Origin of the sequence: Endozoicomonas ascidiicola (assembly GCF_001646945.1) — a bacterium.
Classification (GTDB): domain Bacteria; phylum Pseudomonadota; class Gammaproteobacteria; order Pseudomonadales; family Endozoicomonadaceae; genus Endozoicomonas; species Endozoicomonas ascidiicola.
Genome location: NZ_LUTV01000006.1, coordinates 1 through 13,639 on the forward strand (window position 1 = coordinate 1; position 13,639 = coordinate 13,639).

Below are 13,639 nucleotides of genomic sequence, written 5' to 3' on the forward strand. Positions count from 1 at the left end.
AAGGAACTCCGCCGCATGCATTGGAGTCAAAGGCTGAATCAATGAGTGATAACGAGGCTGCCCAGCAACTGCAGTCTGCCAGAGAATCACTGTTTCAAGGCATCTTTAAGCGAAAGGCCTGAAATCATGGGTTTATACTCTTTTCAGGCTCATTTTGGGATTGGAAAATACTGTCCGAACACGGGAGTTGGCTTGCCTGAGCACCATTTAAAAAACCCCGAAGTCGGGGTTTAATAATTGGAATAACTGGTTAATTAACTAATTACTTGCCTTATCTCTGGACAAACGCTAGACACTTCTCAAGGAAATCCTGATCACAGATCACATATCTGAACTTAATGTTAGAACCTTTGTCTCATTCAATAGACGCATTTAATCTGATATAAACAAAGGTTTTTATATGTTAAGCAACCTTAATCAACACCCAATACTGCAAGATATCATTGTGATGGAGTTAAAAGCTCAACAATATGAAAACGGCAATAAAAAAGCAGGGCTATTCAGGGGCAGAGTTATTGTTGGAGATCCTAATAGTGACCCAACTTTTGCGACCTACGCACATGACCTTAAAGAATATTTTAATAAAAACCATTCTTTATCTTATGACACTAACTGCACAATTAATCAAAATATAATGACATTTATGCCTGAGCAAAAGGAGACACAAACACCCATTCAAAACCCTACTTATTCCACTACCTCACCTATTGATCAATACGTATCCCTGACCGATATGAAGGAAGCAAAAATCAATGAAATAATGGCGCACGCTTTATCTTTACCAGAGGAAGAAAAACCAGAATTCGCTCTAACCTACGAAGAATACAAAGCATTAGCTGATGCTAATCCGAATCATGTATTATCTATTGAATTCTATCAACACAATATCTATCCCACGTTAATTTCATTAAAGCTAGGGTATGAAAAATTGTTCTCTAGTGCCTTTAGCTCAACAAATAACAATCAACCGACTGATGATTTGACATTTGAGTCAGATGAAGATATCCAAAGCTTGTTATTTACGCCACCAGTACCTCTGCCAAAACCAGTTGGCCCTCAACTACCTAACCGTGATTCAAAATGCTGGCTGAACTCAGCTCTTAATTTTCTAATTCTAAAACTTGAAACCAACACTATCCCAATGATACCAGACATTGCCGGGGATACTGTCATTAAAAATCAAGCACTCATAAGCCTTGTTCCATTACTAAACGCTGCATTAAAAAACTTCCAAACTCAATACCGTGCAATTGCAGAGGAAATCCTACCATCCGACTCATTGGAAGAAGACCAGCTTGATATTATTAATTACTTTAAATCCATTGCCACCAACTGCCCCGAAGGCAGTTCTCTTGAAAAATTATTTCCAAGAGAAAATAGCAGCATGCAACAAGATGCTTCCGAGTTTCTCACGACACTATTTGAGTTAAACAAGATGAACTCAAATAAAGAGTTTTCACTGATAAAGAAAACAGTATGCACTGCTGAATATCAGGGAAGACCACTGCGGAAAATAACGGGAACCTCTGACCACTTTGCCTTAATGCCACTGGTTACCCCCCATCACTTGCCCAATCAAACCGACGTCCCTTTCACCATGAATGATTACATCAAAAAAAGTAGGGAAGGGCTTGCAGAGGTTCGATGGGCTCGGTCAGAGCATGGACTTGAGACCGACGATCTGACCATTCCAACGCAGCAAAGCGAAGAATGGAGCGGCCAGCTCGATCATTTAAAGTCCATTAGCTTCTCTCTTGGACTTTTTGATTACGATATTGATAAGCAGCAGAGAATAAAGTGTGCTGATATAGCACAGAAACTCTTTGCCAACCCAAGTCTGGATATTACATTTCGAGCCACAAACAACAGCGATGGCCTGCAATACAACATACATGGACAATTAACATCATTAATCTGTCATCAGGGGGAATCCCCTTTCAGCGGTCATTACATCACCTTGTCATGTGAAAGTGATGGCAGTGTGATCGTCAGAGACGATGAAGTTGTCTGTAAGCTATCGGATTATGTGACCTACAAACAACAGCAACAAGGTATCGAGCTCTCAGATTGCATCATCATCAATTCAGTGTATGAGTTTCTGATTAACTTCGGTTTTGCACCTTACATAGCCGATTATAAGATCGTTGATAAAACCCCTGCTTAAGCAGGGGTTCGCTATTTACGCTTTTTCTATGACCCTATTTACACTCAGGCAAAGCCAATCAAGTGAGCACCCACCACCACAAAACTAGCCAGCACAAACAGAAGCACCATAAAACGCCAGACAAACTTCGCCCAATCGCCCCAATCTATACGACAAACGCCCAATGTTGCCATGAGTGAAGCAGAAGTGGGCACAATAAGATTGGTAAAACCATCGCCCAGCTGGAATGCCAGCACCGACACCTGTCGGGTAACACCGGCAATGTCCGACAACGGCGCCAACAACGGCATCGTCAGTACTGCCTGGCCAGAGCCAGAGGTCACAAAGAAGTTAAACCCGGATTGGAAGACATACATCAACCAGGCGGACGCAGCCCCCGGAAGACCACTGATCAAACCACCAGCACTGTTAAGAATACTATTCAGAACGCTGGCATCTCCCGTGTTACCACCGCCCAGCATCAGCAAAACGCCTTTGGCAAAACCCACTAATAGAGCAGGCGCCAACATGACGCCAGCGCCTTCTTTAAATGCACTGGCGACGTCGTTCAATGTCATATCATTCAAGCGAAAGGTAACCGCAATCACTCCTGCCACCAAACCCATGGTGAAGAACTGGGAAGCGATTTCACCGATATACCAGGCATGAACAATCACACCCCATACCACCCACACCATCGTGGCAGCCACTGTCAGCAAAACCAGGGTGTCGCCTATGTTCCAGCGAGAATCCACCATATTCAATGCTTGATTGCGAAAGTAAGCATCTGAACGACGACTGTAAGATGACTCCGGATCTTTCTTGATCTTCGCCGCGTACATCATCGTAAACAGGATGCCAATCAGGGTAAAACCAAACCACATCACCACACGGAACGTCATACCAGACAGCACTGGCACCCCCGCAATCCCCTGGGCGATGGCGACGGAGAATGGGTTCATCCACGACGTACCAAAACCAATTTGAGTCGCAACGTAGGTCACCATCACGGTGGTGATACCGTCATAACCCAAACGCACCATCAACGGCACAATAATAATGGCAAAGGCGACCGCCTCTTCCCCCATGCCAAACACAGCACCGCCCAGGGAAAACAGGAAAAACAGCACCGGAATAAACAGTGCTTCACTGCCTTTGGTTTTTTCAATCAATCGCAGAATGCCGTTATCAATAGTGCCAGTGCGCATCACTACGCCAAAAGCACCACCGATCACCAACATAAACATAATGACGCTGACTGCAGAACCTGAAGACAAACCTGCAAAAGCAAAGTTCATCAGTCCCGGCTCACTGCCAGTAGCAAACAGACCAACGGATTTGTAAATCTCTTGACCAGCGTCGTCAGTGGCATAGGCAAAAGAGTCTGGGTCAATCACAGTTCGGACTTTTTCGACACCGTCCACAACATAAGCAACCTGCTCACTGGCAAAATTGCCAACAGGAATCAGGTAGGTCAGCAATACAGCAAAAACGCCCACAAAGAAAATAAGAATCAGGGTGTCGGGCATCTGCCAGGATGTTGAACGGGGAACTTCTTGGGAAGGGTTCTGGGCAATTACTTCAGCCATAAATCTCATCTATCGACGTCAATTATTTGCATAGAATTTCATATATAGCGAATAAATAGTCAATAGGTATAAATAACGAATCCTTTATTTCGTTGACTCGACTCAAGATTCAGGCATCATTCTCTAATGATTTGATAATGACTTTCAAATATACCCAAAGGATTTCAAGTTGCTACGCGGCGGCAAGTGAGCGAAGCCCCGTGAGCCTACAAATAGTAGGTGACCGGGGTGAGCGAGAGCAGCCAACAAAGTAGCAACTTGAAAGGCGACGGGTATAAAAGGTGTGATGTGGATTCAATCACTCAGGCAGCCCTTGGCGCCACCGTTGCTGCAGTATTTGCGGGTAAGCGATGCAATGGCAAAGTACTTCTGGCTGGCGCCCTGCTGGGAACACTCCCGGATCTGGATGTTCTGATCAATTATGGCGATGACATTAGCAATACCGTGAAACATCGGGGCTTCTCTCATTCGCTTTTTGTCCTGCCGATTTTCTCATGGTTTCTGGCATGGGCAATTCATTATTTCAAACCAATACCAGCATGGTCGTTCAATCGCCTCGGCCTGATGATAATGTCCGTTTTGGTCACCCACCCATTATTGGATTACTTCACCACGTATGGCACCCAACTGACCTGGCCAATACCCGGTTACTATGCACTATCCAGTGTATTTATCATTGATCCGCTTTACACGCTGCCATTATTGATCGGTGTTGGCTTTGGTTTGATAAGACCGAAAAAGGCTGCAAAAAACAGTGTTATCGCTCTGTTTATTGCAACCCTTTATCTCGTCTGGAGCCTGGTTGCCCAGCAGATAATTCAGCAACGGGTAGACGACACAGTACAGGCTCTTGCCCTACCAACAGAAAGCGTCTTTATCACACCCGCTCCTCTCAACACCCTGCTTTGGCGAGTAGTGGTATTGGATGGCGACAGTTACTGGGAAGGACTTGCTTCTTTGCTGGATAAGGATGCGGAAGTGCGTTTTATTCGCCAACCCCGCGGCCATTGGTCAATAAAGGAAACACCAGAACAACTCATCGATCTGCAAACCTTTTCTCAAAACTATCTCAGCTACCGGGAAGACAACGGTCAGTTAATTGTTTCTGATCTTCGCATGGGAATGGCCGGCAACCTTGCCTTTCAGTTTGCTTTCGCAGAACGGAATCTGGAGGGGCAATGGCAACTTTATCAGACACCCTTCCGCTATCAAGGCATCAGCCTGAAAGGCGACTACGGCAAGTTAATTGACCGCCTGCTCGGCAATGCAAACATTGATGCCAATCTTGGCAACTGCGCTCAGTGCACAACCATCGAAACACAATAAGGAGGCTGTCGAAAACCTTCCAGCCTCGTTCCCACAGTCTTCCGTGGGAACGCATACCGCAGCTTCAGTGAATAAAACAACCTTCCTGAAAGGCCAAGTACAAGGGAGGTAATGGACTTGTCTCATTTGGCTTGCACCTGTTTGCATTTCCATGCGCAGCGAGATTGTCGTGAAAGTCCTGACTCCCATGCTGTTGCAAAAGCCCTGGTTCCCATGCTTTGCGTGGGAACCCATACTTCTAACCCTTTGAATATTCAAAGGTATGCATTCCCACGCAAAGCATGGGAACGAGGTAAGACGGATATAAAAAAGCCATGGCGGTAACCATGGCTTTTTTAGACATGAACTCAACGTGATACTTAGTGAGTATCCAGCGCTTCAAATGACTTCACCAGATCATCCAGTGCTTTCATCTGAGTCAGGAACGGTTCCAGCATGGAGAGGCGAAGTGCAGAAGGGCCATCACAACGGGCATTGTCCGGGTCCGGATGAGATTCCAGGAACAAGCCTGCAAGACCAACACCCATGCCCGCTCGAGCCAGCTCAGTCACCTGATGACGACGACCACCGGAAGCAGCACCCAGTGCATCACGACACTGCAGAGAGTGGGTGACGTCGAAGATCACCGGTGCACCACCACTGACCTGCTTCATGGTGTTGAAGCCCAGCATATCGACGACCAGGTTGTCATAACCGAAGTTCACACCGCGTTCGCAGAGAATCAGACGATCGTTGCCCGCTTCACGGAACTTGTCACAAATGTTGCCCATCTGCCCCGGGCTCAGGAACTGGGGCTTCTTGATATTGATAACCGCACCGGTTTTCGCCATGGCTTCCACCAAATCCGTCTGGCGCGCCAGAAACGCAGGCAGCTGAATAACATCCACTACTTCTGCCACCGCCTGACATTGTTGTGGCTCGTGCACATCGGTAATGATCGGAAAACCAAACGCCTCTTTCAGTTCCTGAAACAGTTTTAAGCCTTCTTCCAGACCCGGCCCACGATAAGAGGCGATGGACGAACGATTGGCTTTATCAAACGACGCCTTGAAGATATACGGGATGCCGAGTTTTTCAGTGACCCGTACATACTCTTCAGCAATTTTCATGGCCAGATCGCGGGATTCCAGCACATTCATTCCGGCAAAAAGCACAAAAGGCAAATCGTTTGCCACTTTGATGCCGCTTACATCAACTACTTTGTTGTTCTGCATTTCTACAGCCTTAATTCTGTTGAAAAATCGGTGTTAGGGAAGCTGAGGTTAAGAATATACCATCGTCATCCCCGCGCAGGAGGTTGTCGCAAAAGCCCTGGTTCCCATGCTTTGCGTGGGAACCCATACTTCTAACCCTTTGAAAATTAGAGAGTATGCATTCCCACGCAAAGCATGGGAACGAGGTTTCTGGAGTTTTGCGACAACCTCGCAGGCGGGGATCCACGGCTCGCAATGGATTCCCGCCTGCGCGGGAATGACGGATTACTGGTATTTTCTACAATGCCACTTCCCTTATCAAGATTTGTGCTTAAACGACAGCGCCGCATTAATAAACGCTGTAAACAGTCCATGACCATCACGCGGTGTTGAAGTAAATTCCGGGTGGAACTGACAGGCAACAAACCATGGATGATCTGGCACTTCGATCATTTCTACCAGAGAGTTGTCTTCAGAACGACCAGAGATCACCAGACCGGCTTTTTCCAATGCTTCAACATAGTTGTTGTTCACTTCATAACGGTGACGATGACGCTCAGTGATCACGTCCTTACCATAGGCCGCATGAGAATGCGTGCCAGCAGTCAGATTACAGTTCTGCGCACCCAAGCGCATCGTACCGCCAAGATCGGACGCTTCATCACGTTTTTCAACGCTGCCGGCTGCGTCAATCCATTCGGTAATCAGACCAACCACCGGATGAGCCGCCTGGCGTTCAAATTCTGTACTGTTGGCACCTTCAAGACCTGCCACATGACGGGCGTATTCAATCACCGCCACCTGCATACCCAAGCAGATGCCCAGATAAGGAATCTTATTCTCACGAGCGTAACGAACCGTGGCTATTTTACCTTCCACACCACGATGACCAAAACCACCCGGTACCAAAATGGCAGACACCCCTTCCAGAACCGACAGGCCTTCCTGCTCAATGGTTTCAGAATCGATGTAACGAATTTTCACCTTGGTGCGGGTTTTCAAACCTGCGTGCTTGATGGCTTCAATCAGGGATTTGTAGGCATCCAGCAACTCCATGTACTTGCCTACCATGGCGATGGTGATTTCCGTGGAGTAATTGAACTCACGATCCACCACATCATCCCACTCAGAGAGATCAGCCGCCTGACAACCCATGTTGAAACGATCAACAATCAGCTGATCCAGGCTCTGTTCATGGAGCATACGGGGGATTTTATAAATGCTGTCGGCATCTTTCAGAGAGACAACCGCACGCTCTTCCACGTTAGTGAACAGAGAAATCTTACGACGGGCAGAAGCATCAATATGCTCTTCGCTGCGACACACCAGAATATCTGGCTGCAAGCCAATAGAGCGCAGTTCTTTAACAGAGTGCTGAGTCGGTTTGGTTTTGGTTTCGCCGGCCGTTTTGATGTAAGGCACCAGCGTCAGGTGCATCAACATGGCACGCTGGGAACCCAGTTCTACTTTTAACTGTCTGATGGCTTCCAGGAACGGCTGGGATTCGATATCACCCACGGTTCCGCCCACTTCCACCAGGGCGATGTCCGCATCGCCAGCACCTTTGATCACACGACGTTTGATTTCGTCGGTGATGTGCGGAATAACCTGAACCGTGCCACCGAGATAATCACCACGACGTTCTTTACGGAGAACATCCTGATAGATACGACCAGAAGTAAAGTTATTACCCTGCTTCATGGTGGTGCGGATAAAACGCTCGTAATGGCCGAGGTCCAGATCGGTTTCAGCACCATCTTCGGTAACAAATACTTCACCGTGCTGAAACGGGCTCATGGTGCCCGGATCAACGTTGATGTAAGGGTCCAACTTGAGCATCGTCACCTTAAGACCACGTGCTTCAAGAATGGCCGCCAAGGATGCCGATGCAATGCCTTTGCCCAATGAGGAAACAACGCCGCCGGTGACGAAAATATAACGCGTCATGCTAACCTGCTATGAAATATAAAACTGACGGGGGAACTGTTTTCAGCTCAAAAACCACGGCTGAAAATAAAGTCTCAAGATGGGGGATCAGGATACCAAAAGCTTCGGGAAACGTAAAATCGTTATTAACACTTTCCGACTGTTCGCTGTTAAGACACAGAAGCTATAAAGACACTTTGGATTACACCCCCCTACTCTATTACAAGATATTTCTGACTAAAACATCAGAAACTTAATTTTATCAGGAAACGAAATTGGATTTAGATGGTCTCAAGTCACCATATGCTAGAACTTTTTCATCCACCTTTAGCAAGGTTTAGCTAGGAATCAATCATGCCTCATATAAGCTCTTTATTCTGCTGTTCAAAACCAAAAACAAGCGGTGATGGCTCTATGGAAGGAAGCCGTGCCCAATCGACTGACACAAAGGATATCGCAACACATAGAAACAGGAACGTAACGAACAGTACGCCTTCATCGAACAGATCATCCAATGCACCACTAACACCACAAGCAGCACATCAACCCGAAACAAAATCTTTAATGAATAGAGATTCACACAAGGCTAATCCACACCCACCAAGAACAGTAGAACACACTCCCTCCCCTTCGTTACAACCTACAGCTCCCCCCACCCCACCCTCCACTTGTTTCAATACAGACTCGACATTACCACCAGCCTATTCTCCGGTTAGTCAAAATACATTAAATATGTCCAAACTAAGTGAGCTGAATACGCAAATTTCTGAGTTTCTAAATGGTGATGCAGGCCGCCTATCCCCTCCGCTAATAGCGGCGCTTCAATCGAACCTTGAACCGCTTGCTCCTCAAGGTACCTCTTCAATAGAAGACCAAGTATATCTAGGCCAGCACAATGAAGCGAAAACAAAGCTTGATTCTATGGTTGTAAAATACCATGAACGCCAACTGAATCAGCTGGAAGAGAAATATAAGGCTCTGTCTCAGGCCAATAGCCCAGCGATTACGACCATAAACAGCCTGAACAAAGAGCTAACAACCTTTGAACAACAGATTAATCAATCAACAAACACGACCGTGAAATCAGAATTTTCTGATCGATCCACCCAGCTAAAAAGCAATATAAAGGGGCTATTGCAGTCTGTTAACCTACAAAATGATCTTGAAAACTTTAACTATACCGTTCAGGGGTTGGATCTTACGCTTACAGACAAGACTCTTAACGATGCTTCCAGGCAATATAAAGAACTTAATGAGAAAGTAGGTCATCTGAAAACAGATCAGAGAAAGATAAACCTCCAGAAACAACTGAAAAAGTATGAAGAACAACTATCGAAACTAGGCATCCAACTTCAAGAACAGCAATTCAACTCCCAAGTAGAAACATGCGCCAGGGAACTAACCTCACTAAAACTAAACCCCGGAAACATTCCTACCCCACCTCAGATGCAACAGGTTTCACAGCATTTAGACAAAGCACAAGAGTTGTTTTCTAAATTGCCAGCAAATCAGGTATCAGGAGATAAGCTCTCCCAACTATTTACGACACATAATGAACTTAAAGACCGTGTGACTCAGCATGAAAAATCTCAAAAAGAGGCTGGAATACAGGAAAATAATCAACGTCAAATAAATCATTTAAATAGTGAACTGGAAAAAATCAACAAAATAGTGAACACCTATCACTCAACCAATGAGCCTATCCCCCCACAACGCAAACAGGAAGCGAGTGATATGATACAGCAGTTAACGTCAGATTTAGTTAGTCTACCTTCTGAACATAAAGAGCGCCCTAGGATAAGCTCAAAATTGGCTGACTGCAGAAATAAATTAAATTCATTAACATTACCTACTTCCACTCAGCCTAATACAGCAGCGAACTCAGAACTTCACCGTCCTGATATAACAATACAACCTAGAATGAAAAATGACTTTTTAAGCCGAGAAGTATTAATTTTTAATGTACCAGTCCTTAATGTTGATTTTAAGTATTGGTTAATAAATCAAATAGGTTCATACCATAAGATGGTTAAACTAATGAGAGTCACAAACCTAGTACCTGATAATGAGATTGACAATTTTAAGAATGATTATTTACAAAACACTGAAGAGCAGCAATACCAAATGCTTCAGCGCGCACACCAGAGAACGGGGAATCAATATCTAACAAAGCTAAATGAAGCATTTGAAAAAGCCACCACTTTACCCTTATATAAATTCCAATTTACCCAATAAGCATAACCTTAAAGTAGATAAATCTACCATGGCACACAGGAAGGAGTGATCATAGAAAATCCACAGTGTGAAATATCAATTATCATGCTGTGGATTAATATTTAATGACCGTATTTATGATGTACTCCACATTACAGAATACCCTCCTTCAAGTGAATAAGCTTGACACACCCATAGCCCCGCTGCAGCCACAAGCTGATCATCATGAAATATCAAAGGCACATAGTCCCTGATCCAAGGAGGCACTTTGTATTCCTGCAGCCAGCGCTTTAATGTTTTGCGTCCCACTCGTCCTGAAACTGCAAATTTAGCGTCTTCTGATGCGTGACAACGTCGACAAACTTTCAAGGTGCTCACAGGTGGTTTAATTGAAAGGGACTTTCGGTCGCTCTTACCTATAGCCAGTGTTCGTTCCCCCAAAGAGACTTCCGGGTTACTTCTCCAATCCCATAGAAAGGGATCAAACATAAGAAAAGCGATCCGCTCATTCAGTAACACGAGCCGATTTTGAAAGCGAGTAATACTGAATTCCGAACTAATTTTAACTTTTGGCTCAGCATCTATCCTGGCACCAATCACTTCATCAAAAACCTGTTTCAGGGCACTTCGCGAAGGCAACGAAACGCCCTGCTGTTTCAGCCAACCACGAACAATTCTACTTTGCACATCTTGTGCAAACGATTCGAGCCGCTGCACATTTAGCAGGGGCTGATCATCCAACAGCCATTCAGGGTGATATTCAATACAGCTCTGCAACTGTCCTGCTGTAATACTTTGTTGTTCCAAACTCAGCGCTGTCACTTCTTTTGCCAATTCGACAACTCGCCCAGAGGCTCCGGGCCAGCGAGTTTCAATGGCTGGGATTAATGACTGACGAAGAAAGTTGCGAGAAAAGCGCTCGTCACTGTTGCTGTCATCCTCTATATGCTGAAGGTTCTTTTCCTTCGCATAAGATTCAATAGATGACCGGGGTATCGACAGCAAAGGTCGCAACAACGTACCGGCACCGAGAGGCCGCTGTTGTGGCATCCCCTGAATACCATCCACACCGGTGCCACGAAATAAACGCTGCAGAATGGTTTCCGTTTGATCGTCCCGGTGATGTCCCTGTAACAAAACGCCACTGGCTTTCACAGCATCCGTGAAAATACCATAGCGTGCATCACGGGCAGCCTGCTCAATACCCTGCCCTTCGTTTTTTAATACGACGCTTTCCACCGTGAGAGGAACATTCCATTGCTGACATAAGCTGCGACAATGCGCTGCCCATTGATCAGCAAAAGCACTCAATCCATGATGAACATGCACAGCATTAAGCGTGTTGATATGACCTTGATTCCGCAGCTGCACCATCAGATGAAGCAACACCGTAGAATCAACACCACCGCTGAAAGCGACAGTAAAAGGCACAGATTGCAATGGCATGTGAAGGCTGGCATTCAGCCTTTCAAGAACCCACTCAGAGTTGAGCGGGTGACTGGATAAAGAAAGCTCTGTACTCAAATGGAACCAAAATCCCTGATTTTCTGATAGCGTTTTTCCAGCAAGGTATCACTATCAAGCGCCGACAATTTGTTCAGTTGCTCCACCAGCACGGCCTTCAAACTGCTCGCCGCTTTTTCAGGGTGGCTATGGGCCCCGCCCAGCGGCTCAGGAACCAAAGTGTCTACCAAGCCAAGTTCTTTTAATCGGCTTGCCGTCACACCCATGGCTTCTGCCGCTGTAGAAGCAAACTCTGCCTTCTTCCACAATATAGAAGCACAACCTTCTGGCGAAATCACCGAGTAGGTGGAGTAACCCATCATCACCAGATGATCACAAACACCAATCGCCAACGCTCCACCAGAACCGCCTTCACCAATGACGGTAGAAATCACGGGTACTTTCAGGCGAGACATCACCGCCAGATTGTAAGCAATGGCTTCACTTTGACCACGCTCTTCAGCACCGATACCCGGATAGGCACCCGGTGTATCAATAAAGGTCAGAATGGGCATCTTAAAGCGCTCTGCCATTTCCATCAGACGGCAGGCTTTACGATAACCTTCCGGCTTTGGCATGCCGAAGTTGCGGCGTACTTTTTCTTCGATTTCACGGCCTTTCTGGTGCCCAATCACCATCACCGGACGATCATCCAAGCGAGCAATACCGCCCACCAGAGACTGATCATCGGCAAAATGGCGATCACCGTGGAGCTCGTCAAACTCTGCGAAGAGGTAACGAATGTAATCCAGCGTGTAGGGACGCCTTGGGTGGCGAGCCAGCTGAGAAACCTGCCAGGAAGAGAGATTACTGAAAATAGACTCAGTCAGACTGCGACATTTATTCTGCAGCGTTGTTATCTCTTCCGTAATATTCAGTTCCGCATCGCTGCTCACCAGCCGGAGCTCTTCAATCTTGGCTTCCAGCTCGGCTATGGGCTGTTCAAAATCCAGGTAGTTCGGGTTCATGAAATCCACTTATCATGTCCGGAGGTAAATAGGGTCAAAAATACGGAAACCGTAAAGGAAAGTCGAGTTAAAAAGCGTAATTGCCTGTAAGCAAACAATACAAAATCACTCTAACTGGCCAATGCGTCAGTATAAAGCTGCGGAAATGTCATTCTAATCTATAGTTCATGGCTATTTGAACAGAGATGTTTCAACCATTTCTATAGAACGAAATAGGACAGAATAATGTCTTCACCCGAGTCAGTTTCCAGCACACCACTTAACGCTACATATCTGCCCATTTACAGTATCCCTAAGCGAGCACTGCTCGCGAGTGGAACGCATCACACCATTTGGCAGGTTGAACAGCCGCAACAATATATCCCGAACCCACATCCTGCCCCACATCCTGCCCCACATCCTACCCCATTACCTAGTCAACTTGGCAATTATAAAATACAGCCCTTTGTTCCACAGAATTTTGTGTTTTCGCCAGTACAACACCCGGTGCAATATTTGCCACAACACAATCCATTTACCATGAACGTACCGAACGATAGCCGTGCTCCCACTTCACAAAGCGAATCAACGCTCAGACCTAATGCTAAGCCATTTATCCCAAAAGCAACCGCTGACAACAGCACCCCAAGCGCAGCTGAAAAAACATCAGATATACCTGAAATCGTCACACTGCTGTCCGGTTAAAAATCTGGGGAAGAACTGAAGTGCTTGTCTCTGTTGATCTACGGTAAAATAGCGGTTGTCGAGACAGCTATTTTACAGAACAAGAGAGACAGG

The 13,639-nt window shown here is 46.0% G+C and carries 9 protein-coding genes; 4 read left to right on the forward strand and 5 right to left on the reverse strand.

Annotated elements, in window-relative coordinates; all coding sequences use genetic code 11:
• The first annotated feature begins 400 nt into the window (after nucleotides 1–400).
• Nucleotides 401–2,164, forward strand: coding sequence for a ubiquitin carboxyl-terminal hydrolase family protein (locus AKL11_RS17145; RefSeq protein WP_067519801.1), 1,764 nt, complete (start codon nucleotides 401–403; stop codon nucleotides 2,162–2,164).
• 44 nt (nucleotides 2,165–2,208) lie between these two features.
• Here AKL11_RS17145 and yfcC read toward each other — a convergent pair whose 3' ends face one another.
• Complete coding sequence (yfcC, locus tag AKL11_RS17150) at nucleotides 2,209–3,732, reverse strand: putative basic amino acid antiporter YfcC (protein ID WP_067520497.1); 1,524 nt, start codon at nucleotides 3,730–3,732, stop codon at nucleotides 2,209–2,211.
• A gap of 228 nt (nucleotides 3,733–3,960) precedes the next feature.
• On the opposite strand from yfcC, the gene AKL11_RS17155 reads away from it, so the two are divergent.
• The gene (locus AKL11_RS17155; RefSeq protein WP_216636619.1) at nucleotides 3,961–5,058 is read left to right on the forward strand and encodes a metal-dependent hydrolase; all 1,098 of its coding nucleotides are present in this window, start codon (nucleotides 3,961–3,963) and stop codon (nucleotides 5,056–5,058) included.
• Between the two features lie 359 nt (nucleotides 5,059–5,417).
• On the opposite strand, the gene kdsA is transcribed toward AKL11_RS17155, so the two are convergent.
• Together kdsA and pyrG are read right to left on the reverse strand one after the other, a co-directional pair.
• Nucleotides 5,418–6,272 carry a 3-deoxy-8-phosphooctulonate synthase gene (gene kdsA / locus AKL11_RS17160; RefSeq protein WP_067519805.1) on the reverse strand — a complete coding sequence of 285 codons (855 nt, stop codon included), beginning with the start codon at nucleotides 6,270–6,272 and terminating at the stop codon, nucleotides 5,418–5,420.
• Between the two features lie 297 nt (nucleotides 6,273–6,569).
• Nucleotides 6,570–8,198 (reverse strand): CTP synthase, encoded by a 1,629-nt coding sequence (gene pyrG / locus AKL11_RS17165; RefSeq protein WP_067519806.1) that lies wholly within the window; start codon nucleotides 8,196–8,198, stop codon nucleotides 6,570–6,572.
• A gap of 333 nt (nucleotides 8,199–8,531) precedes the next feature.
• On the opposite strand from pyrG, the gene AKL11_RS17170 reads away from it, so the two are divergent.
• Entirely contained in the window at nucleotides 8,532–10,412 is a 1,881-nt protein-coding gene (locus AKL11_RS17170) for a death domain-containing protein (protein ID WP_157673635.1), read from the forward strand.
• Nucleotides 10,413–10,526: 114 nt separating this feature from the next.
• Here the strand turns inward: AKL11_RS17170 and tilS are convergent, their stop codons facing one another.
• Both tilS and accA read right to left on the reverse strand, forming a co-directional pair.
• Nucleotides 10,527–11,915: a tRNA lysidine(34) synthetase TilS gene (tilS, locus tag AKL11_RS17175; protein ID WP_095210472.1), complete on the reverse strand. Its 1,389-nt coding sequence runs from the start codon at nucleotides 11,913–11,915 to the stop codon at nucleotides 10,527–10,529.
• Nucleotides 11,912–12,862 carry an acetyl-CoA carboxylase carboxyl transferase subunit alpha gene (gene accA, locus AKL11_RS17180; RefSeq protein WP_067520505.1) on the reverse strand — a complete coding sequence of 317 codons (951 nt, stop codon included), beginning with the start codon at nucleotides 12,860–12,862 and terminating at the stop codon, nucleotides 11,912–11,914. The genes tilS and accA overlap by 4 nt, the downstream gene beginning before the upstream one ends.
• Nucleotides 12,863–13,087: 225 nt before the next feature.
• On the opposite strand from accA, the gene AKL11_RS17185 reads away from it, so the two are divergent.
• Nucleotides 13,088–13,546: a hypothetical protein gene (locus AKL11_RS17185; protein WP_067519810.1), complete on the forward strand. Its 459-nt coding sequence runs from the start codon at nucleotides 13,088–13,090 to the stop codon at nucleotides 13,544–13,546.
• Nucleotides 13,547–13,639 lie beyond the last annotated feature (93 nt).

Coding starts and splice junctions, on each gene's coding strand:
- AKL11_RS17145 (WP_067519801.1), top strand. CDS start 401: ATGTTAAGCAACCTTAATCAACACCCAATACTGCAAGATATCATTGTG.
- yfcC (WP_067520497.1), bottom strand. CDS start 3,732: ATGGCTGAAGTAATTGCCCAGAACCCTTCCCAAGAAGTTCCCCGTTCA.
- kdsA (WP_067519805.1), bottom strand. CDS start 6,272: ATGCAGAACAACAAAGTAGTTGATGTAAGCGGCATCAAAGTGGCAAAC.
- pyrG (WP_067519806.1), bottom strand. CDS start 8,198: ATGACGCGTTATATTTTCGTCACCGGCGGCGTTGTTTCCTCATTGGGC.
- AKL11_RS17170 (WP_157673635.1), top strand. CDS start 8,532: ATGCCTCATATAAGCTCTTTATTCTGCTGTTCAAAACCAAAAACAAGC.
- accA (WP_067520505.1), bottom strand. CDS start 12,862: ATGAACCCGAACTACCTGGATTTTGAACAGCCCATAGCCGAGCTGGAA.
- AKL11_RS17185 (WP_067519810.1), top strand. CDS start 13,088: ATGTCTTCACCCGAGTCAGTTTCCAGCACACCACTTAACGCTACATAT.